Source organism: Shinella yambaruensis (genome assembly GCF_022899355.1).
GTDB lineage: Bacteria > Pseudomonadota > Alphaproteobacteria > Rhizobiales > Rhizobiaceae > Shinella > Shinella yambaruensis.
Map to the genome: position 1 here is coordinate 463859 of NZ_JALJCK010000001.1, position 24905 is coordinate 488763.

Sequence of the window (24905 nt, forward strand, 5' to 3'; positions counted from 1 at the left end):
CGGACACTCGCTCACAGGGCCGCATGGGTTTGCGGGTTGAAGAAGTGCAGCTTGGCCGGGTCGATGGCGAGATCGATACGCTCTCCGGCCTTGATGGCGCTGGTGGCCTCGAACCTCGCGACCGCATTGGCGGCGCCGCTCAGGTCCTCCACCGCGTCCGGATCCCCGGAATCGACGCGGGTCGCCTCGATCTTCAGATGCACGATCAACTCCGAGCCGAGCTCCTCGATCGTTCTCACCACAGCGGGAATGGTCGGATAGGCCGCGCCCGACGGAAGGCGGCTGTCATAGAGGTCTTCGGGACGGATGCCGAAAACGACGGGCTTGCCGTCGAAGGCCGAAAGGCCGGGAACCCGCTCCCGGACACTTGCCGGCAACGGAATGGAAAAGTCCGGAAGGCGGATCGACCCGCCTTCCAGACGGCCTTCGAAAAGGTTCATCGAGGGAGAACCGATGAAGCCTGCGACGAACGCGTTGACCGGCTTGTGGTAGAGCGCCTTCGGCGTGTCCACCTGCTGCAGCACGCCGCCCTTCAGCACCGCCACGCGGTCACCCATGGTCATCGCCTCGGTCTGGTCGTGGGTGACGTAGATGGTCGTCACGCCCAGCTGGCGCTGCAGGCTGGCGATCTCGGCGCGCATCTGCACACGAAGCTTGGCATCGAGGTTCGACAGCGGCTCGTCCATCAGGAAGGCGGCGGGCTCGCGCACCATCGCGCGGCCCATCGCCACACGTTGCCGCTGGCCGCCGGAAAGCTGCGCCGGCTTGTTCTGCAGCAATGTCTCGAGCTGCAGGATCTTCGCGATTTCGGTCACCCGCCGGGAGCGTTCCGCCTTGTCCTTTCCTGCCAGCTTCATCGAGAAGGCGATGTTGTCGAAGACGGTCATGTGCGGATAGAGGGCGTAGCTCTGGAACACCATGGCGATGTCGCGATCCTTCGGCGGCAGATCCACGACGTCCTGATCGCCGATGCTCAGCGTGCCGCTGGTGATATCCTCGAGGCCCGCGATCATGCGCAACGCCGTCGATTTTCCGCAGCCGGACGGCCCCACCAGGATCAGGAACTCCCCGTCGTGAATCGTCAGGCTCAGGTCCTTGATCGCATGGTAATTGTTTCCGTAGGTCTTGCAGATCCTGTCCAGCACAACCACAGCCACGTCGCATCCTCCCCGCACCGTCCCCAAACACCGGCCGGCCGCCTCCACCGCCGCCATCCGGTTTTCGACAGAAGGTTCAGGACTGATTGCCAAAGTCAAGGCAAAAAACGGGAAACAAGACCGTTCAGAAATCAATATATCAACACAACACATTGATAATAAATAATTATTTACATGATAAAAGATTATTTGCGTGACATATTATTTTTTGACGCGCGTAATTTTATAGCGCTGGAAAATCGTCTTCCCCCGATGAAACGTCTGAAGCACTTCAACGCGGTTGCGGACGCAAACCGCTCCGCACTTTTGCAGGAAGGCTCAGGCCCGGAGGGGCACAGGTACAGGCGCGTGCTCGCCCGCCATCCAGGAAAGGCACATGGCCCTGTCCGGCAGCCCCCTGCGGCCGCCATGCGAGGTCACCGAGATGGCCGCCGCCGTTGCGGCAAAGATCACGCAATCAAGCGGACTGCCGCCCTCCGCCAGCGCCAGAGCGTAGACACCATGGAAGCAATCCCCGGCACCGGTCGTGTCCACGGCCTGCACCAAATAGGCCGGCACATGCCAGAAGACCGGATCGCCCCTTTGCCGCAGGTAACTGCCGCGCTCACCGTCGGTGAGCACCACGGCCGACCGATCAGGCGACCAGAGCGCTTCGAGGAGAACCCGCGGGTCGTCCTCTTCCAGGTAGGACCTCGCGAACGCGATCGGCAGCACGAGATGATCGGCGAGCGACAGGATCCGGTCGCTTGCCGAGCCGATCGTCCATTCGATATCGGCCACGATCGAAAGACCACTACGGCGCGCCCGCTCGACCACCGCTTCCGAATGGACGGCATAACCGTCGATGAGCAGAACCGGCGCCTGGGCAAGCACCGCGTCCGGCAGATCGGGCGACGTGCCGTGCAGCACGTCGTCGTCATAGGCTATGAAACGCTCGCCGTCCGGCCCGACCGTGATGACCGACCGGATGGGCGCGGCATCGGCGTGGCGAGGCGCAAATCCCGTGCCGACGCCTTGGCGCTCCAGTTCGCGTCCGCCGACATCCTCGGGCGGGTCGCCGAGCCAGCCGATGAAGGCCGCACGCCCGCCGAGGCGGGCAACCGCGACAAGCGCGGTGGCGACGTTGCCCCCGTGGTCGCAAACGCGTTTCGTCACCTTTCCCTTCCCGGCGCAAAGCGGGCGATCGACATAGAGGATGTCGTCGACCGCAAGAGCGCCGAAGCCCAGGACGTCAAAGGCGCGCGCCACGGGTCATGCCCCGGCGGCGGCCAGCGCCTCCTCCGGCCTCATGCCGGCATGAATGACGAGCTTGAAGGCCTGCGCGGCTTTCGTCGCGTCGCCGTGGCCCCAGAGGTTGCGGCCCACCACGGCGCCCCGCGCGCCGGCCCGCAGCGCATCCGAGGCCTGTTGCAGCGCGCCGAGCAGCGTGTCGGTCTTCGGCCCGCCGGCAATGACAACCGGGATGGGGCATGTGGCGACCGTTTCGCGGAAGGACTCGAAGTCGCCGGTATAGCCGACCTTGACCAAGTCGACACCCGTCTCGTAGCCGATGCGGACCGCATAGGCGATTTCATCCGGCGTGAAGACAATCTTGCCGCCGTCGGCGAAATCACGCGGATAGATATGGGCGATGACGGGCATTTCGAAGCGCGCAGCGGCGTTTACCGTGTCGGTCAGCCAGCGGATATACTCGCCCTCCGTGTTGCCGCGCACCGGAATGGCGACGGCCAGCGCATCCGCCCCGTAGCGCACCGCATCCTCCGGGGTGGCGATGAGCTGGCGAATCCGGTCGTCGGCCGTGAAGCAGCCAGCCTGGATGACCAGCGCGGCCTTGCCGGCATAATCGGACCACAGGTGGCGGGCGGCGCCCGGCTGGATGCTGACATAGTCGGGCCCGCCTGCCATCACGCGGCGCAGCGCGCCCGGCAAGTCCGCCAGGCCTCCCTCCCGCACATTTCCATAACCGACGAAATGATCGACCGCGCCGCCGAACAGGTTGCCCGAGGGGTTTGAGAACAGGCGAGAAAGGCGAATTTTGGTTCCGAGACCCATGGCAAAGGCTCCTCCGTATCTGCTGACGCGGACCCTAACTCGAAAGCAAAACAACCTTCAATATTTCGAATTCTTTCATTTCGATATTAGCAGGCGATTTTTTATGCGCTATAATGATGCTTCCTGGATGAGAATGCGGCTGCAGGGAAAAATGCTGGCAAATCATCTTTTGAATTTCGAAACCAAGTGCGGAACGCCAGACGGAACGAGTTATGCTTGCAGAACAGCGACGCCAGCAGATCCTGATCGAGCTTCAACGCATTGGACAGGCCCGCACGCGCCAGCTCGCTGACCTGTTCGGCGTGTCGGAAGTCACGATCCGCTCCGACCTCGACATCATGGACGCCAGGAAGCTGCTGATAAAAACCCATGGCGGCGCCATCGCCCTGCCGGCGGATTCGCCCGCAGCCGCCTTCGAGGAGCGCATGCAGCGCAACTTCGATGCCAAGCGGCGCATCGCCCAGATGGCCGCCCGCCAGATCATCGACAACCAGTCGATCGTCTTCGACAGCGGCTCCACCCTGCTCCAGGTCGCCATGCAGATGCCGCCGGTCAAGAATGTCGTGGTGGCCACCACGGCCATGAACATCGCCCAGCACCTCATGTACCGCCCGGGCCTCGATGTGCACATGATCGGCGGCCGCGTGTTCCCGAGCACGGTCAGCACGATCGTTTCGGACTCCGACAAGGCGCTCGGCGGCCTCGTCGCGCACCAGGCCTTCGTCAGCGCGCACGCGATCGATCCGTCCTTCGATGTGGTGGACGTCTCGGAGGACATCGCCCGCACCAAGCGCAATCTGGTGCGCATGGCGCGCCGCGTCGTGCTGGTCGCCGATTCGAGCAAATGGGACATCGGCGCCTCGTCGAAGGCGTTCTCCCTTTCCCGCGTCGACCTCATCATCACCGACAGCAACATGCCGCACGGCATCCGCCATCGTCTCGAGAAGCTCGGCGTCGAGGTCCGCTACGCCTGACGTGGCGCCGCTCAGTACCCGAGCGCGCGCAGCGTCTCGCGGTTGGCGCGGACGGCGGCGGCAGGGTCCTGCCCGGCCGCGTCGGATTCCTCCTCGACGACGATCCAGCCGTTGAAACGCGGCGCGTCGCGCACCGTCTCGATCACCCCGCGCACGTCACAGGCACCCGCCCCCAGCATGGCCCAGATGCCCTTGGCATCGACATCCTTCAGGTGCACGTACCGGATGCGGTCGCGGAACGCCGCAAGCGTATCGTCCATGCGCTGGCCGCCACGCAGGATATGGCCCGTATCCGGCACCCAGCCGACCTCAGGATCGAGACGGACAAAGAGCGCATCATAATCCTCGCGCGTGAAAAGCAGCGTATTGTGATGGGAGGAGGGATGCACCGCCACGGCAACCCCGGCCGCCCGGCCGATCTCTGCCGCGCGGTTGTAGCACTCGGCCGCGACCTCGAACTTGTCTGCGCGCGCGCCGGAAGAAACCACCGTCGCCGATCCCATCGAAACGAGCGCGCCGGGGAAATGCGCGGCGAAATCCACCCAGCGCCTTGCCGTGTCGAGATCCGGGGCGAGCCGGTCCGGCAGGGTGAAGCCGCTGGACGAGCCGAAGGCGAAAGACACGAGGCTGAGACCCGCATCCGTGAGCGTGCGAGCGAAAGCTCCGGGCTTGCCGGCATAATCGCCGATCATGGTGTCGGTGATCTCGATGCCGGAATAGCCGCCGGCGGCAATTGCCCGCACCAGGTCGTCCGGACCGCCGGTCCAGGCCTTGCCGAGCATTTCCCAGGTGAATGTCTGGCAGCCTATGTGAAGTTCGCTCATGACGGGGTCCTGACCTGTCCGTTGATCGTCGCGTCGAGACACGGGAGGCGCTCCTCGCAGTCACGGGCCACCCCGTCACCGACCGCGGGACCGGCCCGGAGACGACGGCGAAAACAGCCCGAACAGAGGGATGACGACGCCTCCCGACGTCTTGTCATTACGTAAGTTAAAATGTTATCGTGCGTCAACATACTTTGTGCTTTGCGTCCATAAACACGGCGCCGGATCTCGATTTTCCCTCAATGATAACAGCAGGATAAATTCTTCACATGGCACAGAAGGACGAACCGAAGCTCAAGATCGGCGTGGTGGGGTGCGGCAATATCTCCCTTGCATACATGCGCAACGCTCCGCTTTTCCGCGGCGTCGAGATCACGGCCTGCGCGGACCTCGATACCGAGGCTGCTGGGCGCCGTGCCGAGGCGTTCGGGCTGCGCGCCACGGATGTCGATTCCCTCATCGACGACGAAGATATCGACCTTGTCCTCAACCTGACCATTCCCGCAGCGCATTTCGACGTTTCGATGCGCGCGCTTTCGGCCGGCAAGCATGTCTTCACGGAAAAGCCGCTCGGCGTGACGGCCGACGAGGGCCGCAAGCTGGTCAATGCGGCGGCTTCCAGGGGGCTTGCCATCGGTTCGGCGCCGGACACCTTCCTCGGCGCCGCCGGACGGCATGCCCGCCGCCTGATGGAAGCGGGCGCCATCGGCAAACCCGTCACCGGCACCGCCTTCATGATGGGCCGCGGAATGGAGCACTGGCATCCCGACCCGAGCTTCTACTACCAGCCCGGCGCCGGCCCGGTGATGGACATGGGACCCTACTACCTCACCATGATGGTCAACCTCATGGGGCCGGTGCGCCGGGTGCAGGCGGTCGCCACCAGCGGCCAGGAGGAGCGCCTCATCACCGCCGACGGCCCCAAGAAGGGTACATCCTTCAAGGTCGGCACGCCGACCAGCCTGCTCTCGCTCCTGGAATTCGAATGCGGCGCGACCGTCACCTTCGGCGCCTCCTGGGACGTGTTCCGCCACTCCAATCATCCGATCGAGCTGCACGGCACGGAAGGGTCGCTGCGCCTGCCCGATCCGGACAATTTTGGCGGGGTGGTCGCCCTGTCGCGCCACGGCGCGCCGTGGGAGGAAACGGATACGGCGGACGCGCTGTTCGGTGCCGTCAACTGGCCAGTCGCGCTGCCGGATCGTGCCAACTACCGCATGCTGGGCCTGGCGGACCTCGCCCGATCCATCGTCGAGGGACGGGCGCCCCGCGCCTCCGGCACGCTGGCGCTGCACGTGCTCGAAGTCATGGAGGCAATCCTGCGCGCCGGGGAGACCGGCGTCGGGCAGACGATTGCCGGCAAGACGGAACAGCCGCGCGAACTGCGCGAGGACGAAGCGCGGAGCCTCTTGGCATGACCGGCCTCGACCCGTCCGCCGCGCGCGCCCTCGCCTGGCCGGGCGAACCGGAAAAACCCGTCGAGGACTGCACCCCCGAGGAGGCACGCAGGCAATATCTCGATGGTTTCGCCAGCAAGCAATGGCCGCCGGAAACCGTCGGCGAGACGATCGAGCGGCATGTGCGCGGCATCCGGGTGAAGATCTGGCGCGGTCGCGGCGCACCGCCGGACGCCGCGCCCGCCCTTCTCTACCTGCACGGCGGCGGCTGGGTGATCGGCGCGCCAGAGACGCACGAGGATATCTGCCGCGTGCTTGCCAATGCGGCTGATGCCGCGGTCATCTCCCCGGACTACCGCCTGGCCCCCGAGCACCCCTTCCCGGCAGCCATCGAGGATTGCGCGGCCACCCTTACCTGGATGCACGCGGAGGCTGCCGGCCTCGGCATCGATCCGGCCCGCATTCTCGTCGCCGGCGACAGTGCCGGCGGCAATCTGGCCGCCGTGACGGCGCTCATGGCGCGGGACGGACAGGTTCCGGCCGTGATCGGCCAGGTGCTGATCTATCCTGTCACGGATCAGGGCCAGGCCTCGGACAGCTACCGCCGCTATGCCGCCGATTTCGGCCTGACCGCGGAGGCCATGCGCTGGTTTCGCGACCACTACCTGCCGGACGAAGCCAGCCGGATGACCTGGCAAGCCTCGCCGCTGCATGCTCCCTCGCTGCACGGCCTTGCGCCGGCCTTCGTCGTGCTGGCCGGCCATGACGTGCTGTTCGACGAGGGGCTGGCCTATGCCCGGCGCCTGGAGGCGGAAGCGAGCGCACGTTGCCGCGTCTGGCCGGGGCAGATCCATGGATTCGTCTCGATGGGCCGTGCCATCCCGGAAGCCCGCGAGGCGCTGGACGCGATCCTCGCGGCGTGGCGGGGGATGGATCCCCGCCTCGGCGCCGGCGCCCGGCCGCCCCGGCCCGAGGACCTCAGGCAGACTCCCGCATGACGAGGGTCGCCTCGAGGATCACCCGGGGCGTTGCCCCCTTGCGGTCGGCCCCGTCGTCCTCGATGCATTTCAACAGGAGCTCGACGGCCCTGGCCGCGATTTCGGGGGCGTTCTGCGCCATCGTGGTCAGCGACGGGCATGTGTAGCGGCTGAGCGGATGGTCGTCGTGGCCGGCGATGCGGATATCGCAGCCTTCCGCACGCCCGATCCTCAACCCCGAGGCGAAGGCGGCCGCCATCGCGCCAAAGGCGAAGCGGTCATTGGCGCACAGCAGCGTCTTTCCCGGCAGCCCGCCCCTTGAAAGCATGCGCTGCATCTGCTCGTAGCCGAGCCGCTCGAACTCCCAGGACGGCGCCGATTCGCACTCGATCACGAGCGGCTCATGCCCTTCGCGGAGCATCGTCGCGCGATAACTTTCCGTCCGTTCGCCGGCATTGACCATCATGTGCGGCACGTCGAGGAATACGGGAGGTTCGCCCGAGCGACACAGGTACTGCACGATCGCCGCCACGCTCTGCATGTTGTCATTGCCCACGAAAGGCAGGTCGAAGGCCGACGGGCTGTCGAAGCAGACGACCGGGATGGCGTCGGTCAGGCGCCCGAGGGCCGAGCGGCGGGAGCCGGCCCCGAGCGGCGCGACGATCGCACCCGCCACCTTGAGCGAGAGGAGCGTCCGCACCGCCTCCTCCTCGAGCTCGGGCCGCGTGTGGGAAGACAGCTGGACCGGCCAGAATCCCTTGGCACGCAGTTCCAGCTCGATAAGCGAAACCACCTGGACATAGAACGGGTCGGACATGCTGGGCACGAGAATGCCGATATTCTTCGTCCGCTTGCGGTTCAGATGCCTGGCAAAGAGGTTGGGCTCGAAGTTCGACTTCTTCAGCGCGGCCTCGATGCGCTTGCGCGTCACCTCCTTGATCTGCGTCGGGTCGTCGAAATATTTCGACAATGTCGGACGCGACACGCCGCAGGCAGCGGCAAAATCGTCCATTGATCTGTAAGTCTTTTTGGCCATTCCAATCCTCATTGCGGGGCGGCACCTGACAATCTCGCATCATAGGCCGTAACGCCGCAAGGGGTGCAGAATTGCCGCTGCAGCAGCGAACTTTCGTTTGTTTACGAAAGTAAAGAAAAAACACATCACAGGCAACAGAAACCGCATCAGGAAGTTCACGCGCGCAAAATTTTTTTTACTTTTAAAATCATTATCTTGATCTATTTTATATGCCATTCACTACGCATTTCACAGCAAGCCCCGTTGACAGTCGGATCGTTCCGGCAGCCTACTCACGGCACGATCTTGGGAGAGGATCGATCACCTGAAAGTCTAACGGGAGGCAGACATGAATTTCAGAAAGCTCAGCAAGACTCTGAAGGCCGCCGCGGCGGTCTGGGCGCTCTGCGCCGCCTCGGCCTTTGCCGACACCACCATCGAGTTCATCCAGTGGTGGGAACCCGAAATGCCCGCCGGCGCCCTGCGCGGCATCATGGACGATTTCGAGGCGAAGAATCCCGGCATCAAGGTGACGCTCGTCAGCGGTCCCTATGCCACGACCCGCGACCAGATCGTCGTCGGCGCCGCCTCCGGCACGCTCAGCGATGTGGTGGGCCTTGACGGCGCCTGGGTCAACGGCCTCTCGAAGCAGGGCGCCATCGCGTCCATGGACGAGCTGATGGAGAAGGCCAACTACGACAAGAGCCAGATCGCCGACATCGTCAAGGTCGACGGCAAGAGCGTCATGTTCCCGCTGGCCTCCTTCGTCTATCCGGTCTTCGTCAACATGGACATCGCCGCGGCGGCGGGCGTCGAGACGATGCCGTCGACGCGCAGCGAATTCGCCGAAGCCGCAAAGAAGATGACGGATGCCTCGAAGAACCAGTACGGCTGGGTCCTGCCGCTCTCGCTGCAGTCGCCGAGCGGCATTCAGAACGACGTCATGTCCTGGGTCTGGTCGTCCGGCGCCTCGATGATGAAGGACGGCAAGCCGGATCTCGAGAACGAGGCTGTCGTCGGCACGCTGGAATATATCGAGAAGCTGAACAAGGACGGCGTGATTTCCCCCGGCATCTTCGCCAAGAAGGAGCAGGACAAGGTCGAGGAGTTCGTCAACGGCCGCGTCGGCATGATGGTCGACACGCTCGCCCACGTGAACCTGATCCGCGAACGAAACCCGAAGCTGAATTTCAGCATTTCCGCCCTGCCCGCCGCCGACGGATACACCGGCAAGCGCGGCATGCCCTATGCCTCCTGGGGCATCGGCATCAGCGAGGGTAGCGCCCACAAGGAAGAGGCCTGGAAGCTGGTCGAGTTCCTGATGAGCCCGGAGGTCAACGGCCGCCTCGTCTCCATCGCCAACGCCTTCCCGGGCAACGTCCACGCCAAGCCCGACTTCGTGACCTCCGACCCGATCTTCGCGGAAGCCTTCAAGATCTACCAGAGCGGTTACCCGGCCAACGAATTCGTCGGCCTTCCGGTCGCCGAGGAGCTGATGCGCAACATGAATGTCGAGCTGCAGAAGATGTTCGACGGCGGCCAAAGCGCCAAGGACGCCGCCGCCAACACGCAGAAGGCCTGGCTCGCCAAGTTCTAAGCCGGCACATGCTCAACGACACCGGCAGCGCCGATTGCGCCCTGCCGGTGTCCGTCGTCAATTCCCGGCAGATCGGACAATCCCGCCATGAACCGTTCCATTACGGCCCTGGCCCCAGCGCCGCCCAAGGCAGGCAAGAAGGGCAGGCTTAGCTACAAAACGCTCCGCAAGCTGGTGCCGTATCTCTACGTGACCCCGGCAACGCTTCTCCTGGTTCTGCTGATGCTCTTCCCGATGGCGATGGTGCTGCGCTACTCGCTGATGGACGGCGCCATCATGAAGCGGGACGCCGCGTTCGCCGGGCTTCAGAACTACATCACCATCTTCCAGAACCCGGTCTTCTGGCAATCCTTGTACCAGACGCTCTACTTCACCATCATGAGCGTGGTCTTCCATTTCGTCCTCGGGCTTGCCTTCGCGCTGCTGCTCAATACCAACCGGGTGAATCCGACGATCCGCAGCATCCTGCGCGTCCTCTTCATTCTTCCCTGGCTGTTCACCGCCGTCATCATCGCCATCATCTGGCGCCTTCTGCTCGACCCGAACGGCGTCGTCAACAGCGTGCTGATGACCTTGCATATCATCAACTTCAAGGTGGAATGGTTCTCGTCCACCAGCACCGCGATCCATGCCCTGACCTTCGCCAACATCTGGGCGGGCTATCCGCTCTTCATGGTCAGCCTGCTCGCCGGCCTCCAGGGCATATCGAAGGAACTCTACGAGGCGGCCGGCATCGACGGCGCCAACGAATTGCAGAAGTTCTGGTACATCACCATTCCGCAACTGATGCCGATCATCATCAGCATTTCCCTGCTCGACTTCATCTGGACCATGCAGGTATTCCCGCTCGTCTGGATGACGACCGGCGGCGGGCCGATCTACGCGACGGAAATGCTCTCCACCTTCACCTACAAGCTCGCTTTCGCCCAGTACGAGTTTTCGCTGGCATCGGCGAGCGCCATCGTCATCCTCATCATCTCGATGAGCGTGACGTATTTCTACATCAAGCACCAGCAGCGCAGGTAGACGGCATGGCAAGAAAACGGTCCTTCAAGAACTCGGTCCTGCCGACGCTTCTCACCTATGCCGGCCTGGCCGTCGGCCTGGTCTTCGCGGCCTTCCCGATCGTCTGGATGGTCTTCAGCTCCCTGAAGTCCAACACGGAGATCTTTGCCCTGCCGCCAAGATTGCTGCCGGACGACTTTACGATCTCGGCCTATCTGACGATCTTCAACGATCCGACGAAAGTGCGCTTCTTCATCAACAGCTACTTCGTTGCCGGCGTCGTGACGGTGCTGACGCTCTTCATCGCGATCCTCACCGCCTACGGCTTCAGCCGCTATTCGTTCCGCTTCAAGAACACGCTGAACATCTTCATCATCAGCACGCAGACGGTGCCGCCGATCACCCTCCTCATCCCCTATTTCGGCATGGTGGTGGCATTCCGGATCTTCGACACCTATCTGGCGCTGATCCTCACCTACCTGGTCTTCACCCTGCCCTATGCCGTGCTGTTGATGACGGGCTATCTGAACACGCTGCCGAAGGAGCTCGACGAGGCGGTACTGGTCGATGGCGGTTCGAGCTGGACGGCGCTGTGGCGGGTGATCGTTCCGGTATCGACGCCGGGCATCGTCGCGACCGCGGTCTATACGTTCCTGCTCTCCTGGAACGAATTCCTCTTCGCCCTCACGCTGACCAAGTCGATGGATCTGAGAACCGTGCCCATCGGAATCCAGCTTCTCATGGGACAACATGCCTTCGAGTGGAACGAGATGATGGCCATGAGCGTGCTCGGATCGCTTCCGCTGCTCGTGTTGTATCTGGTCGCCCAACGCTACTTCCTGGCCGGCATGACGGCGGGATCGGTCAAAAGCTGAAAGGCCGGCGATGTCCACGGTCGATCTGCCCGGAGCATGTAGGCGCGCCCGCATGCCATTGCCGACGGCTCCGGACGAAGGCCGTTTCAAGGATCGCTTTTCGCCGCACGGTTGATCATGCCGGCGGTGCAGGCTCCTGAAGCGGGGGCGGCTCCGCGAGCCGGGGGCTCTCCTCGTTCGAGAGGTAGCGCTGGTGCAGCATGCAGGCTGCGCCGAAAGCGGGGCCGATCGTCTCGTCGTCGTTCGTTTCGATCGCCGGCAGTGGAAAGCTCGCTTCCTGCATGGCCTGGATGTAGTGGAGCACACGCGCCGCCATCAGCGGGTAGAGCGCGGCGACCGAGCCGCCGAGCACGATGCGGTCGGCATCAATCATGCGGCAGGCCTGGATGAGGCCGAAGGCCAGGGCGCGGGCCCATCGCTCCGCGATCGCCACGGCACCCGGCACGCGGTCGCGCACATCGGCGAGAAAGGCGGCGAATGTCGGCTCGCCGGCCGGCGCGGTCGACCGGTAGTCCGTCAGGATGCATTCGAGCCCGAGCACCTCCTCGAGGCTGCGCTCGGGCGCATCCCCGCCCTGCACCCGCAGGTGGCCGATTTCACCGGCAAGGCCATGCGCGCCGCGGAAAAGACTGCCGTCGACGATGATGCCGCCGCCGACGCCGCTTTCCATGACGAGGAAGAGCGCAACCCCGGAATGGGGCTCGCTGCGGCCATAGGAGGCGCCGATGGCAAAGGCGTTCGCATCGTTCTCCACCAGAACCGGAAGCGGCACCGGCAGGGCGGCGCGCACGAGATCGGCAAGCTGCACGTTTTCCCAACCCAGCAGCGGCGCCACGCGGACGCGGCCATGGCGGTCCATCTGCGCGGGCGCCGCCACCCCGATGCCCTCGCACCGCTCCAGCCGCTCGGGCGACAGGGATTCGAACGCCCTTCCGACAGCCTGCGCCACGGCGGCCCCGACATCGGTGGAGGCGCCCGCGAAGGGAACGGCGTTGGCGCTGACGATCCGCGATGCGAGATCGATCTCGACGGTGGTGATGTGCTCCACGCCGATCTCGACCCCCAGGAACACCGCCGCCTCGGGCACGAGTTCGATCAGGATGCCCGGCCTGCCGGCATGGGCGTGCAGGCCGCGCGCCTGCGCGAGGGCGCCGACTTCGCGCACGAGCCCCTCCTGCGTCAGGCCCGCGACGATGTGGCCGGACGACGAGCGGTTCAGTCCGAGAAAGCGGGCCAGCTCGGCGCGGCTGAGCCGCCTGAACCGGTGCAGGGCCCGCATGGCCGCCAGCTCGTTGCGCTGGCGGGTGGCGCGCGAAGCGCCGATTGCACCCACGTCACTCACGGGCACCCCTCCTTGCCCAACGGAACGTCCCGCATGGCCCGTCCCTCAGGCGCGGGCGTTGGTCGCGCGGCGGCGCCTCGCCTCGTCCATCTTGAGGTCGATGAAGCGCCTTGCATGCTGCGCCAGCGGCATGTTGTCGGTCCAGGTGTCGCGCCAGATCGCGCAGGCGAGCGACAGGCTCTCGTCGACGACGGCGCTCGAAAAGGATTCGAAGGTGATGTCGCGCCCGTAGTCTATATCGAGCAAGGCGTCGAATATCCGGTCGAAGTCGATGACGCCGTCGCCGAGATAGCCGCGATTGCTCTCGCCTATGTGGAAGTAGCCGATCCTGTCGCCGGCAAGCCGGATGGCCGCCGCCGGGTTCGCCTCCTCGATGTTCATGTGGAAGGTATCGAGGTGGAGGCGGACATGGTCCGAACCGGTCTGCGCGATGAAATCGAGCCCCTGCGCGGTGGTGTTGAGAAGGTTGGTCTCGAAGCGGTTGACGATTTCGAGCACAAGGTCGACGCCGGCCGACCGGGCGATGTCCGCCGTTCTGGCGATCGCCGCGACGCTGTTGTCCCAGCCCGCCCTGGACGGCATGCGCGCGTATTTCGCATGGGCCGAATAGAGGATGCCGCCAAGCTTGCTGCCGCCGATATCCCGCACGGCCCTGACCGCATCGGCCAGCATCCTTTCCCCGGCCTTCACCGTTTCCGGATCCTCGCTCGACACGTCATGGCTGAAGGGTAGCCCCATGGTGACCGCGATGTCGAGGTCGAGCGATCCTGCCCGCCTGGCCAGCCGGTCGAGATCGAATTTCTCGGGGCGGAGATAGGCGAACTCGATCAGCTTGTAGCCGCAGGACGCCGATTTCTCCATCGCGTCCTCAAGCATGGCCTGCGTCTGACCGCCTGTCCATACGAAGGAATGAATACCCAGCCGCCCCATGACGCCTCCCCCGGCCCGATGGTCTTGCCATTTATGTTGCTTTATGCAACAAATATATCTCGCCTTCGACTGTCAAGAGGCTTTTGCAAAGCGGAATCGAAGGGTATTCGACGGAATGGACTGAGTTGACGAACTCTTCTGCGCTGCAAAAATCATGTTTTGCACCAGCGAAGACTTCAAATCCGCCCTGGATGTGCCGTTTGAGATTGATGTTGACAGCATTTTTATTCGTGAATTAATTCGTAATATTAAGCAACATATAGGCTGCTCCAATGCCGGAACCGGAGCGGGAAATGCGCGAACGGCCCTTCGGAGGCTGACGTTCCCTTCTCGCGGAGGACTTCCGGGCATCGCGGCATGTTCGGCGGCGATCCGGCGCGGGCGGTACGGAAGGAATTTGCCGGCAGGAGTGCCGACCGGGGCACGGAGGCTGCGGGATATGGCGGCCGGCCGGTCGACAGGGTCACGGGCTGGGCCGTGTTGGAGGAGGAGTGCGATGAAGGCAGATTTGCGGATCGTTCCCGATTTCGAGATGATCATTTGCCCGCCCGCGGAATCCTTCCGCTGGAACATGCACGACTATCCCTATTTCGGGGCCAAATGGCACTACCACCCCGAATACGAGCTGCATCTGACGCGCTCCACCTCCGGCGTGATGATGGTGGGCGACTATATCGGCGAGTTCGAGCCGGGCTGCCTGGTGCTTACCGGGCCGAACGTGCCGCACAACTGGGTCAGCGACATCGAGCCCGGCAAGCTGGTGCACAACCGCGACATGCTGATCCAGTTCACCGCGGAATGGGCAAACCGGGTGACGGCCCTCTGCCCGGAACTCGGCTGCATCCGCCCCCTGTTCGAGGATGCGGTCTACGGCGTGGAATTCCGCGGGGCGACGGCGATGGCCGGCCGGCGCCTGCTTGCCCAGATGGGATCGGCGCGCGGCGCCGAGCGCATTGTGCTCTTCCTGCAGCTGATGATTACGCTCGCCGGCGATCCGGCCGACCGGCGCCGGCTTTCGCGCCTCGCGCCCGCCGCAACGCAGGTCGAGCCGCCGCCGGAGCTGGATTCGGCGATGCGCTACGTGCTGGAAAACTACAGCCAGCAGATCGACCTCGCCGCGGTGGCGCGCCATTGCCGGCTCGAGCCGCAGGCCTTTTCGCGCCTGTTCAAGCGCCAGACGGGCCATACCTTCGCGCGCTATGTCATCCTTGCGCGCATCTATGCCGCCTGCTCGCTGCTGACCCAGACCTACCGGCCGATCACCGACATCTGCTTCGACGTGGGCTTCAACAACATCGCCAACTTCAACAGGCAGTTCTTCAAGATCTGCGGGCGGACGCCATCCGACTACCGGCGTAACGCCCACAAGATCGGCACCGACTCGCGTCCCGATCCCTTCCGGGAAATCCGCGCCTATTCCGCCGGCATGACCGCCGTCGGCGGAAAAGTATAGGTCGGCCGCAAACCGCGCGTGGCAGCGTTTTTTAGCCAGCACTACTCTTGGCGCACGCTCATGGGAATTGCTTCTCGGGACGGAGCCTGAGCCGAAATCCCCTGATCGCAGACGAAGCCGCCGGACACGGGAGGAGCCGTGTGACCGGATGCTTCGGGCACCGTCCGGAATGCCGGACGCCAACAGCCCTGCCGGAACCGTCGGCGGGCGGGATCATTCAAGGAGGAGTGTATGATCAGGAAATCTGGAATTGGACTGGCGGCCCTCACGCTCGGCCTGCTGGCGAGCGTGATATCCGCAAAAGCCGACTTCTGGTCGGATGCCGGCGCGAAATACCAGGGCGTCGTGCTGCACGGCGTCACCGAGAGCACGCCGCCGTCGAACTACATCAAGGACGTGCTGGCACCGGAATTCGAGAAGAAGACCGGCATCAAGGTCGAGATCGAGACGACCTCCTGGGACCAGATGTACGACAAGGCCATCAAGGACATGGAAGCCAAGACCGGCATCTATGACATGGTCTATATCGAGCAGGACATCATCTACGCCTATCTCGCACGCAACTTCCTGGTCAACATCACCCAGTCGCTCAAGGACGATGCGTCGCTGAAGTCGCCGGATTTCGACGAGACGCATTTCACGACCTTCGCCAACTACTTCAAGAACGCGGACGGCGATCTCTTCGGCGTGCCGATGGAGGCCTTCATCAAGGTCTATCTCTACCGGACCGACCTCTTCAACGACCCGAAGATCCAGGAGGCCTTCAAGGCCGAGACCGGCAAGGACCTGAAGCCTGCGGCCACGCATGAGGAGTACACGCAGATCGCGGAATTCTTCACCAAATACGGCAAGGACAACGGCCTCGAGCTGTGGGGCACGACGGCGCAGGCGCATACCGGCCATCCGGCGTCCTGGTACGAGTTCTTCGAGTCGGTCGCGCCGACCTTCGGGGTCTACAACTGGGGCATCGACGCCGGCAACAACTATGCCGCGACGGTCGCGAACGGCGGCCAGATGAACAGCGACAAGGCCAAGGCCGCGCTGAAATACTGGCTGCACCTGCGCGACATCGCACCGCCGGAATCGGCCGCCTCGACCTGGACGGAAGTCGGCACCACATTTGCCGCCGGCCGCGTCGCCCAGGGCCTCGTCTACGGCGAGAACGCCGCCTGGATCGCTTCCGATGCGGAAAAATCGCGGGTCGTGGGCAATGTGGGCGTGGCCCTGCCTCCGACGGATGCGGCGGTCCTGGAGGAAGTGAAGGGCGGCACCGGCTATCTCGGCTACTATGACGGCGGCGCCTTCGGCCTTCCGATCACCTCGAAGAACAAGGAGGCGGCTCTGCTCTTCCTGCAGTTCATCGGGCAGGATTCGGTACAGGCGGACTGGGCCGTCGCGGCGCCGCGCATCACCAACACCGCGACCTATGACGACCCCAAGGTCATCGAGATGGACAAGCAGCTGAACGGCTACTACTCGATGCTCAAGAACGAGGGCAAGCTGTTCGCCGGCGCACCGCCCTTCCCGTTCCATGCGCAGGTCCGCGAAGCCACCGCGCCGATCTTCTACAGCATCCTGCTCGGCGAGATCGGCCCCGACGAAGGCCTCGACCAGATGGCGGCCAAGGCCGAGGAGGAACTGACCAACCTCGGCTATCGCAAGTAGCTCGGCAGAGCCTGCGTCCGGACGGCACCTCCCAGGATCGCCGCCCGGACGCAGCCGTCTTCGCGGCAGGCCGCGGCCTGCTCCTGTTGCCTCGGGAGACCGCCTTCATGCGTTCGAACACGGTGGGCTGGCTGATGCTTGCCCCGACGATTGCGATCCTCGCCGTCTTCGGCATCGCGCCCTTCATCTACGTGCTCTACGTCGCCTTCCACCACTGGAACCCGTTCGGCGCGGACCCTCTCATGACCTATAACGGCGCGAACAATTTCCGCCGCCTGGTGTTCGACCGGGAATTCCTGCTATCGATCGCCGTCACGATCAAGTTCGCCTTCTTCGCGGTCGTGAGCGAGATCATCCTCGGCTATCTGCTGGCGCAGCTGTTCATGCGCGAGTTTCCCGGCCGCGGCCTGTTCCGCACCGTCCACACGCTGCCGCTGATCGTGGCGCCCATCGTCGTCGGCTCCGTCTGGCGCCTGATGACCACGCCGTCGATCGGCATCATCCCCTACCTGCTCAAGACCTGGTTCGGCTACGACCTCAATATCGGCCGGGACGCCGGCGCCGCCTTCCTGCTCACTGTCATCATGGATATCTGGCACTGGACGCCGCTGGTGACGCTGACGCTGCTCGCAGCCCTCCTGTCCCTGCCCAAGGAGCCGTTCGAACAGGCCCAGATCGACGGGGCGAACCGCTGGCAGATCTTCTGGCACATCACCTTGCCGATGATCCGTCCCGCCATCCTCGCCACCGTCTTCATCCGTCTCATGGACGCGCTGCGCACCGTCGACGAGGTCTGGATGCTCACCTCCGGCGGGCCGGGCGCGGCGACCCGCTATGTCGGCCTGCACATCTGGAAGATCGTCTTCCCGAAGACGGATTACGGCTACGGCGCCGCCATATCGGTCATCGTCCTCTATCTGACGCTGGTCATGTGCTGGCTGCTCTATGTGGCGCTGGTCGCGCCGCGCCAGAAGAAGGAGGCGGAATGATGCGCCAGTCGAGCCCCATCCTCTACCTCGTCTTCTGGATCCTGCTCAGCTTCCTGACGCTGTTTCCGATCTACTGGCTCTTCGTCATCTCGGTGAAGCCCGCGGTGGACCTGTTCACCACGCCGAGCCTGATCCTCGATACGGTCTACTGGAACAACTACGTCAAGGTGCTCTCCAACGAGACGATCCGCCGCTACATGTACAATTCGCTGGTCATCTCGACCAGCAACGCGGCGCTGGTCACCGTGCTTGCCTTCATGGCCTGCTATGCGCTGTCGCGCTTCGATCTCGCCGGCAAGGAGAACATCTTCTTCTGGACGATCACCAACCGCATGGCGCCCGCCGCCGTGTTCCTGCTGCCCTTCTTCCTGCTGTTCACCCAGGTCTTCACGATCGGCGACTGGAAGCTCTACGACACCAAGATCGGCATGGTGCTGCTCTACTGCACCTTCAACCTGCCCTTCGCGATCTGGACGCTCAGGCCCACCATGGACGGCATACCGAAGGAACTCGACGAAGCAGCGACGGTCGACGGCGCCACGACGTGGCAGGTCATCCACGAGGTGGTCTTCCCCCTCGCCCGGCCCGGCCTCGCGGTGACCTTCATCCTCACCTGGGTGTTCGCCTGGAACGAGTTCCTGCTGGCGGCCACGCTCACCAGCTTCAACGCCCGGACCATCACCACGGGCCTTTCGGAATACGTGACGACGACCGGCACCGAATGGGGCGCGATGGCCTCGATAGCCGTGATCACGCTGATCCCGGCCCTCATCATCTTCTCGATGGTGCAGCGTCACATCGTGGCGGGCCTCACCTTCGGCGCGGTCAAGGAGTAGGCCATGGAGCATCATGTCGACCCCGATACCGCCGAGGACCGCCAAACCGATCAAAGGCCGGTGCGGCGCACCGGCTTCCTGCCGATCAGGACGAACTGGTTCGACCGGCTCTTCGTCGGGATCTACCTGTTCGTCGCGCTGGAGCTGTTCTGGATGCGGTTCCTGGAACAGTCGATCCCGCTCACCGTCTGCCACGTTCTGGCGATCGCGCTCGGGGTGCTGATCGTCTGGCGCGGCTGAGGCATTTCCTCAAGCCAGGATGGAATGGAACGATGAAATCGCTTGTTCTCGAAGAAAGATTGAAGCTGTCGCTCAGGGATTTCCCGATCGAGCGCGAGGAGGTCCTGGGGGCCCGCGACGTGCGCATCAAGCTGCACACCGTCGGCATATGCGGCTCGGACGTGCACTACTATACCCATGGCGGCACCGGCGTCTTCCAGGTGAAGGCGCCGATGATCCTCGGCCACGAGGCCTCCGGGACCGTGATCGAAACCGGCCCGGACGTGACCGGCCTCACGGTCGGCGACCGGGTCTGCATGGAGCCGGGCATTCCCGATCCCAACAGCCGCGCGACCCGGCTCGGCCTCTACAACGTGGATCCCGCCGTGCGCTTCTGGGCGACGCCGCCGATCCACGGCGTGCTGCGCCCCACCGTCGTCCACCCGGCCGACTTCACCTTCAAGCTGCCGGACAACGTCTCCTTCGCCGAAGCGGCGATGGTCGAGCCGCTCGCCGTCGGCGTGCACGCCGCCACCAAGGCGCAGGTGAAGCCGGGCGACATCGCGCTCGTCATCGGCGCCGGCCCGATCGGTCTCGTCACCGCGCTTTCGGCGCTCGCGGCGGGTTGCGCCCGCGTCTTCGTCAGCGATATCGACGATGCGAAGCTGGAGATCGCCGCAAAGCTCGGCGCGATCGTCCCGGTCAATGTCCAGCGACAGGACCTGGCGGCGGAGATCCTGAAGGCCACCAACGGATGGGGCGTCGAGATCGTCTTCGAATGCTCGGGCCATCCCAAGGGCGCGGAAGGCGTGTTCGATCCGCTCTGCCCCGGCGGGCGCGTCGTGTTCATCGGCTCGCAGGTGCATCCGGTCCAGTACGATGTCGGCAAGGCCATGGTGCGCGAGGCGCGTGTCGAGCACGTGTTCCGCTATGCCCATGTGTTCCCGCGCTGCGTCGCCATGCTGTCGTCCGGCGCGATCGACGTCAAGCCGCTGATAACCCGCAATTTCAGCTTCGACGAGAGCGTCGAGGCCTTCGAGATCGCCGCCGCCGCGCCGAAGGGCGAGGTGAAGATGCAGATCCTTCTGCCCCAATGAGGAAGACACATGGCTCAGGTCGCCGTCAGGAATGTCGTCAAGAAATACGGTAGTCTCCAGGTCATCCATGGGGTGAACATCGATATCGCCGATGGCGAGTTCGTCGTGCTCGTCGGCCCGTCCGGCTGCGGCAAGTCGACCCTGCTCAGGATGATCGCAGGGCTGGAAAGGATTTCCGGCGGCGAGGTCGATATCGGCGGGCGCGTGGTCAACGACGTCCTGCCCAAGGATCGCGACATCGCGATGGTGTTCCAGAACTACGCGCTCTATCCGCACAAGACGGTGGCCGAGAACATGGGCTTTCCGCTGAAGCTGAAGGGCCGGCCGAAGGACGAGATCGCCGCCAAGGTGAAAAAAGCCGCCGAAATCCTGGCGCTGGAAAAGCTGCTCGACCGCTATCCCAAGCAGCTTTCCGGCGGCCAGCGCCAGCGCGTCGCCATGGGGCGGGCGATCGTGCGCGATCCCCAGGTGTTCCTGTTCGACGAGCCGCTGTCCAACCTCGACGCCAAGCTGCGCGTGACCATGCGCGTCGAGATCAAGGAACTGCACCAGCGGCTGAAGACCACCACGGTCTATGTGACGCACGACCAGATCGAGGCCATGACCATGGCCGACAAGATCGTGGTGATGCGCGACGGCCATGTCGAGCAGATCGGCGCGCCGCTCGATCTCTACGACCGGCCCGCCAACACCTTCGTCGCCGGCTTCATCGGCTCGCCGGCGATGAACTTCGTGCTCGGCAGGCTCGAAGGCCGGGACGGCGAAACGGTGTTCGTCAGCGACCACGGCACGGTCCTGCCGGTGCCGGCCGGGACCGCGCCGCGCCCGGAACCCGTGGTCTACGGCATCCGCCCCGAGCATATCGACGTGCGCCCCGGCGGGATCGCCGCCACCATCTCCGTGCTGGAGCCCACCGGTTCGGAAACCCAGATCTTCGCGCGCATCGGCGAGGACCCGCTGAACGCCGCCGTGCGCGACCGCGTCGCATCAAGGCCTGGCGAGACGATCCCGCTCTCGATCGACAGCCAGCGCGTCCACCTCTTCGACCGCCAGAGCGGCAAGCGTATCTGAAAGGAGAAGTGCCGTGTTCTTCGAGAAATTCCGGATGGACGGCCAGGTCGCGGTGGTGACCGGCGGCGGGCGCGGCATCGGGCTTGCCTGCTGCGAGGCACTCGCCGAGGCCGGCGCCAAGATCGTCATCATCGACCGGGAGGACGCGATCGCCGAGGCCGGCAGGGAGGCCTTGGCGAAAAACGGCCATGATGCCGACGCGCATGTGCTCGACGTGACCGATTCCGCCGCCGTCGGCCGCATCGCCGATGCCATCGTCGAGGCGCATGGCCGCGTCGACACGCTCGTCGCCAATGCCGGCATCGCCCGCACCGGGTTTGCCGCCGAGGACACGCCGGACGAGGTCTGGCTCAGCGTCAACGACGTCAACTACAACGGCGTCTTCTGGTGCTGCCGGGCCTTCGGCCGGCACATGCTGCGGGCCGGGCGCGGCGCGATCGTCAATATCGGCTCGATGTCGGGCTATATCGTCAACCGCCCGCAGATGCAGTCCTACTACAACGCCTCGAAGGCGGCGGTGCATCATCTCACCGCCTCGCTTGCCGCCGAATGGGCGGATCGCGGCGTGCGCGTCAACGCCGTCGCGCCGACCTATATCGAAACCGAGATGACCAGGACCGTGGTCGACAAGGCGATGATGGACATCTGGATCCGCGACACGCCGATGGGCCGCATGGGCCAGCCGCATGAAATCGCATCCGTCGTGCATTTCCTGGCCTCGGACGCGTCGAGCCTGATCACCGGCGCGACCGTGAAGGCGGATGCCGGTTTCACCTGCTGGTAGAGGAGGAAGACATGGATTTCACGGGCAAGCATGTGATCGTCACCGGCGCCGGCAAGGGCATCGGCAGGGCAACCGCCGTGATGCTCGCCCGGCGGGGCGCGAAGGTCGTGGCCCTGACACGCTCGGCCGCCGACCTCGAAAGCCTGGAAAAGGAGATCGGCTGCGTCCCGATCCCGGTCGATCTCGCCGATGCGGCGGCAACGCGCGCCGCGGCCCTCAAGGCGCTGCCGGCCGACTACCTGGTCAACTGCGCGGGCACAACCGAGCTCGAACCCTTCCTCGACGTCTCGGTCGAGAACTTCGACCTCCTCTATGCCGTCAACACCCGGGCGCCGATGATCGTGGCGCAGGAATATGCGCGCGACAGGGTGGGGAAAGGCGCAAAGGGTGCGATCGTCAACGTGTCGAGCGTCGCGGCCTTTGTCGGCATTCCCGACCATGCCGCCTACTGCGCCTCGAAATCCGGCCTCGACGGGCTGACGCGGGTGATGGCCAGGGAGCTCGCGCCGAAGGGCATCCGCGTCAACGGTGTGCACCCGACCGTCACCCTCACCCCCATGGCGGTCAAGGCCTGGAGCGACCCGGACAAGGCCGCAGGCATGCTCGGCCGCATCCCGGTCGGCCGCTTCGCCGATCCCGACGACATCGCCGAAGTCATCCTGTTCCTGCTGTCGGACGAGGCGGCGATGGTCAACGGCCTGTCGATGCCGGTCGACGGCGGCTACACGATCGCCTGAACCCCGCTGGAGGATGCCGTGGCCGGAGTAGAAAGGCGTGGTTTCATCACGGGCGGCACCTGGTGCCTCGACCGCAACCGCAAGATCGACGCCTGGCCGCGCGAGGACAGCGTCGGCATCGCCTGGGGGCTGGAAGAGCGCGGCGGCGGCTCGGCCTGCAATCTCGCCATCGACGTCAAGCGCCTCGACCCGACGATGCCGGTCGAGACGATCGGGCTCGTGGGCGATGACGATGCGGGGCGCAAGCTGATCGCCGAGGCGGACCGGGCGGGGCTCGATTGCCGGCAGATGCATGTCAGCCGCGAAGCGCCGACCCACACGACCGAGGCCTTCATCTCACAGGAGAGCGGCCAGCGCACGCATATCTCGGATCTCGGCGCCGGGGCGCTGCTGACGCCGGACCATTTCGACTTTTCCGGAACGACGGCACGCGTCCTGCATCTCGGCCTGCCGGGCATCCATCCCCGGATGGATGCCCCCTGGGGGACGGATGCCAACGGATGGGTAAGCGTGCTCAGGGCCGCCCGCGCCGCCGGCCTTGAAACCAATCTCGAACTCTGCACGGTCACGCCGGAGCGCCTGCGCGCGCTGATCCTGCCAGGCCTGCCGCATCTCGACACGCTGATCGTCAACGACAGCGAGATCGGCGCGCTGGCGGGGATCGCGACCATGGACGGCGGCAGGGCGAACGCCGACGCCTGCGCCGCAGCCTCGGCCACGGTCCTCGAACGGGGCGCGATGCGGCTCGTGACCGTGCATTTTCCCGAGGGGGCGATCACCGTCACGCGCACGGGCGAGAGGATTTTCGTACCATCGGCCAGCGTGCCGCCCGATGCGATCGTCGGGCCGAACGGCGCAGGGGACGCGTTTGCAGCGGGCTTCCTCTACGGCCTGCACGAGAACTGGCCGCTGGCCGACAGCCTGTGGCTCGGCCATGCGGCGGCCGCCTGTTCGCTGCGCTCGGCGGGCACGACCGACGGGGTCGTTTCCTGGCGGCAATGCCTCGACACGGCGCGGACCTGGGACAGGCGCAGGCAACCGGATTTGACGAAACCTCAACCCGACTCGGAAGGGACACGGACATGGTGAAGCAACTGGAAGGCAAGGTCGCGGCGGTGACGGGCGCAGCTTCGGGGATAGGGCTTGCGAGCACGAAGGCGATGATTGCCGAGGGCGCGCATGTCGTGCTCGTCGACCGTGATCGCAATGCCCTCGATGCCGTTTGCGCGGACCTCGGAGGTGCCGCGATCCCGCTGGTGATCGATCTTCTCGACCCGGCGGACTGCGCGACATTGATGCCCGCCGTCGAGCGACTGACCGGCCGGCTCGATATCCTTCACGCCAATGCCGGCACCTATATAGGCGGAGACCTGGTCGATGCGCAGACCGCCAATATCGATCGGATGCTCAACCTCAATGTCAACGTCGTGATGAAGAACGTCCATGACGTGCTGCCGCACATGATCGAGCGCGGCGCCGGCGACATCATCGTGACGAGTTCGGTGGCGGGCCACTATCCGGTTCCGTGGGAGCCGGTCTATTCGGCATCGAAATGGGCCATGACCTGCTTCGTCCAGACGGTGCGCCGGCAGGTCAACAAGAAGGGCATCCGGGTCGGGTCGGTTTCTCCAGGCCCCGTGATCAGCGCGCTGCTTGCCGACTGGCCCGAGGAAAACCTCCGGAAGGCCAAGGAATCGGGAAGCCTGATCGAGCCCGCCGAAGTGGCCGATGCGGTCATCTTCATGCTGACCCGCCCCCGGAACGTCACCATCCGCGACGTCGTCGTCCTTCCGTCGAATTTCGACATCTGACCCGCCAGGAATGGCAGCGACAGGTTTCAATCCAAACCTCCGCGAGGGAGGCGACCACTCAGGAACACCTCCCGGACCGCTGGGATAATAGCCGTGGC

At 64.6% G+C, this 24905-nt stretch carries 24 protein-coding genes; 17 read left to right on the top strand and 7 right to left on the bottom strand.

Annotated elements, in window-relative coordinates; genetic code table 11:
- Positions 1-11: 11 nt before the first annotated feature.
- From MUU56_RS02335 to MUU56_RS02345, 3 genes are all read right to left on the bottom strand, one after another.
- Positions 12-1157 (bottom strand): ABC transporter ATP-binding protein, encoded by a 1146-nt coding sequence (locus MUU56_RS02335; RefSeq protein WP_244765708.1) that lies wholly within the window; start codon positions 1155-1157, stop codon positions 12-14.
- A gap of 318 nt (positions 1158-1475) precedes the next feature.
- A complete protein-coding gene (locus MUU56_RS02340; protein WP_244765709.1) occupies positions 1476-2405 on the bottom strand; it encodes a PfkB family carbohydrate kinase in 930 nt (309 codons plus the stop codon).
- 3 nt (positions 2406-2408) lie between these two features.
- Positions 2409-3209, bottom strand: a complete 801-nt coding sequence (locus MUU56_RS02345) for a class I fructose-bisphosphate aldolase (protein ID WP_244765710.1) — start codon at positions 3207-3209, stop codon at positions 2409-2411.
- Between the two features lie 212 nt (positions 3210-3421).
- On the opposite strand from MUU56_RS02345, the gene MUU56_RS02350 reads away from it, so the two are divergent.
- Entirely contained in the window at positions 3422-4183 is a 762-nt protein-coding gene (locus MUU56_RS02350; protein ID WP_244765711.1) for a DeoR/GlpR family DNA-binding transcription regulator, read from the top strand.
- An 11-nt stretch (positions 4184-4194) separates the two neighbouring features.
- Here the strand turns inward: MUU56_RS02350 and MUU56_RS02355 are convergent, their stop codons facing one another.
- Positions 4195-5007, bottom strand: a complete 813-nt coding sequence (locus MUU56_RS02355; protein WP_244765712.1) for a sugar phosphate isomerase/epimerase family protein — start codon at positions 5005-5007, stop codon at positions 4195-4197.
- 269 nt (positions 5008-5276) lie between these two features.
- Between MUU56_RS02355 and MUU56_RS02360 the strand changes: the two genes are divergently transcribed.
- Both MUU56_RS02360 and MUU56_RS02365 read left to right on the top strand, forming a co-directional pair.
- Positions 5277-6425 (top strand): Gfo/Idh/MocA family protein, encoded by a 1149-nt coding sequence (locus tag MUU56_RS02360; protein WP_244765713.1) that lies wholly within the window; start codon positions 5277-5279, stop codon positions 6423-6425.
- Positions 6422-7402 carry an alpha/beta hydrolase gene (locus MUU56_RS02365; protein WP_244765714.1) on the top strand — a complete coding sequence of 327 codons (981 nt, stop codon included), beginning with the start codon at positions 6422-6424 and terminating at the stop codon, positions 7400-7402. Before MUU56_RS02360 ends, MUU56_RS02365 begins: the two co-directional genes overlap by 4 nt.
- Here the strand turns inward: MUU56_RS02365 and MUU56_RS02370 are convergent.
- A complete protein-coding gene (locus MUU56_RS02370; protein WP_244765715.1) occupies positions 7383-8417 on the bottom strand; it encodes a LacI family DNA-binding transcriptional regulator in 1035 nt (344 codons plus the stop codon). The genes MUU56_RS02365 and MUU56_RS02370 overlap by 20 nt on opposite strands.
- Positions 8418-8745: 328 nt before the next feature.
- On the opposite strand from MUU56_RS02370, the gene MUU56_RS02375 reads away from it, so the two are divergent.
- From MUU56_RS02375 to MUU56_RS02385, 3 genes are all read left to right on the top strand, one after another.
- Positions 8746-9993, top strand: a complete 1248-nt coding sequence (locus MUU56_RS02375) for an ABC transporter substrate-binding protein (protein ID WP_244765716.1) — start codon at positions 8746-8748, stop codon at positions 9991-9993.
- A gap of 87 nt (positions 9994-10080) precedes the next feature.
- A complete protein-coding gene (locus MUU56_RS02380; RefSeq protein WP_244765717.1) occupies positions 10081-11019 on the top strand; it encodes a carbohydrate ABC transporter permease in 939 nt (312 codons plus the stop codon).
- 5 nt (positions 11020-11024) lie between these two features.
- Complete coding sequence (locus MUU56_RS02385) at positions 11025-11873, top strand: carbohydrate ABC transporter permease (RefSeq protein WP_244765718.1); 849 nt, start codon at positions 11025-11027, stop codon at positions 11871-11873.
- A 115-nt stretch (positions 11874-11988) separates the two neighbouring features.
- Here the strand turns inward: MUU56_RS02385 and MUU56_RS02390 are convergent, their stop codons facing one another.
- Positions 11989-13215: an ROK family transcriptional regulator gene (locus MUU56_RS02390; protein WP_244765719.1), complete on the bottom strand. Its 1227-nt coding sequence runs from the start codon at positions 13213-13215 to the stop codon at positions 11989-11991.
- A gap of 45 nt (positions 13216-13260) precedes the next feature.
- Positions 13261-14145, bottom strand: a complete 885-nt coding sequence (locus tag MUU56_RS02395) for a sugar phosphate isomerase/epimerase family protein (protein ID WP_244765720.1) — start codon at positions 14143-14145, stop codon at positions 13261-13263.
- Between the two features lie 496 nt (positions 14146-14641).
- Here MUU56_RS02395 and MUU56_RS02400 point away from each other — a divergent pair, with 496 nt between their 5' ends.
- The 11 genes from MUU56_RS02400 to MUU56_RS02450 all read left to right on the top strand — a co-directional run bounded on the left by MUU56_RS02400 (position 14642) and on the right by MUU56_RS02450 (position 24807).
- Entirely contained in the window at positions 14642-15598 is a 957-nt protein-coding gene (locus MUU56_RS02400; protein ID WP_244765721.1) for a helix-turn-helix domain-containing protein, read from the top strand.
- A 231-nt stretch (positions 15599-15829) separates the two neighbouring features.
- Entirely contained in the window at positions 15830-17263 is a 1434-nt protein-coding gene (locus tag MUU56_RS02405) for an extracellular solute-binding protein (protein ID WP_244765722.1), read from the top strand.
- 107 nt (positions 17264-17370) lie between these two features.
- Positions 17371-18252 carry a carbohydrate ABC transporter permease gene (locus MUU56_RS02410; protein WP_244765723.1) on the top strand — a complete coding sequence of 294 codons (882 nt, stop codon included), beginning with the start codon at positions 17371-17373 and terminating at the stop codon, positions 18250-18252.
- Positions 18252-19088 (top strand): carbohydrate ABC transporter permease, encoded by an 837-nt coding sequence (locus MUU56_RS02415; RefSeq protein WP_244765996.1) that lies wholly within the window; start codon positions 18252-18254, stop codon positions 19086-19088. Before MUU56_RS02410 ends, MUU56_RS02415 begins: the two co-directional genes overlap by 1 nt.
- Positions 19089-19091: 3 nt before the next feature.
- Positions 19092-19328, top strand: a complete 237-nt coding sequence (locus MUU56_RS02420; RefSeq protein WP_244765724.1) for a DUF2160 family membrane protein — start codon at positions 19092-19094, stop codon at positions 19326-19328.
- Positions 19329-19360: 32 nt separating this feature from the next.
- Positions 19361-20404, top strand: a complete 1044-nt coding sequence (locus tag MUU56_RS02425) for an NAD(P)-dependent alcohol dehydrogenase (protein WP_244765725.1) — start codon at positions 19361-19363, stop codon at positions 20402-20404.
- Positions 20405-20413: 9 nt separating this feature from the next.
- On the top strand, positions 20414-21475 hold the full coding sequence (locus tag MUU56_RS02430) for an ABC transporter ATP-binding protein (RefSeq protein WP_244765726.1): 1062 nt from the start codon (positions 20414-20416) through the stop codon (positions 21473-21475).
- 13 nt (positions 21476-21488) lie between these two features.
- On the top strand, positions 21489-22259 hold the full coding sequence (locus MUU56_RS02435; protein WP_244765727.1) for an SDR family NAD(P)-dependent oxidoreductase: 771 nt from the start codon (positions 21489-21491) through the stop codon (positions 22257-22259).
- Positions 22260-22270: 11 nt separating this feature from the next.
- Positions 22271-22996 (top strand): SDR family oxidoreductase, encoded by a 726-nt coding sequence (locus tag MUU56_RS02440; RefSeq protein WP_244765728.1) that lies wholly within the window; start codon positions 22271-22273, stop codon positions 22994-22996.
- 18 nt (positions 22997-23014) lie between these two features.
- Positions 23015-24085 (top strand): carbohydrate kinase family protein, encoded by a 1071-nt coding sequence (locus MUU56_RS02445; RefSeq protein WP_244765729.1) that lies wholly within the window; start codon positions 23015-23017, stop codon positions 24083-24085.
- Positions 24082-24807 carry an SDR family oxidoreductase gene (locus MUU56_RS02450; protein WP_244765997.1) on the top strand — a complete coding sequence of 242 codons (726 nt, stop codon included), beginning with the start codon at positions 24082-24084 and terminating at the stop codon, positions 24805-24807. The genes MUU56_RS02445 and MUU56_RS02450 overlap by 4 nt, the downstream gene beginning before the upstream one ends.
- Positions 24808-24905 lie beyond the last annotated feature (98 nt).